The following is a 752-nucleotide window of genomic DNA, read 5'->3' on the forward strand; positions in this document are numbered from 1 at the left end:
GGTATACCAACTAGTACACTTGATGCTGCACTAAATGATGGTAAAGGTTCTTTAGATGTTGATTCTAGTATGTATAAACCTAGCTTAGTAACTACAGCAGGGTCAACATTAGAATTAGATTTTGATGATAAAGACGTTGAGTATTTTATAGTTGGAGTAAATGCAAGTCAAGGAAAAGTTGAAGGTGATTTCTATGCTGAAATGCAATATAGAGAAAGATATCACATTCCATTGGGAGGATATGTTTATGTTTATTATGATAGTGATAGAGCACAAGATTGTTTTAATTTAACAGTTGTAGATTAAAAAGAGGGGAGATTATGAAAAAAAAAGAAATACTAATTATAACACTAATTTCTATAATAGTCGCATCAATCGTTTTTAATATTTATCAATACAAGGAAAATATAGAAACAAAAATAGAGTATGGAGATGTGGTTTCTAGTATTGAAACATATGCTTTAAGATTAGTTCCGAGTAAAGTATTAAGTTATATATCAGATAGAGATAATATAGATGAAATAGTTTTAGCTAAAACAATTGAATATATAATCACGGCTAGATACTTTGCCTCGATAGAAGGAGTAGATTTTCCTCAAGTAGTGCATTTTCTTGATAATACACTTGAAGATTTGGAAAAATTGAATAAACTTATTAAACAAAATGAAAAAAAAGAAGAGATAGATATTTTAATACAGAAGATAAAGAATAATCAGGAAAAAAGCTTAAAAACCTATGAAGAAATTGAAAAG

At 27.9% G+C, this 752-nt stretch carries 2 protein-coding genes; both read left to right on the top strand.

Annotation, left to right across the window (positions count from 1 at the left end; all coding sequences use genetic code 11):
* Nucleotides 1-306, top strand: a 306-nt coding sequence (locus L21TH_RS14460; protein ID WP_034429124.1) for a hypothetical protein, incomplete at its 5' end; no start/stop codon positions are given.
* Between the two features lie 14 nt (nucleotides 307-320).
* On the top strand, nucleotides 321-752 hold a 432-nt coding region (locus L21TH_RS02550; protein ID WP_034429126.1), incomplete at its 3' end, for a hypothetical protein.

Origin of the sequence: Caldisalinibacter kiritimatiensis (assembly GCF_000387765.1) — a bacterium.
GTDB classification, from domain to species: Bacteria; Bacillota; Clostridia; order Tissierellales; family Caldisalinibacteraceae; genus Caldisalinibacter; species Caldisalinibacter kiritimatiensis.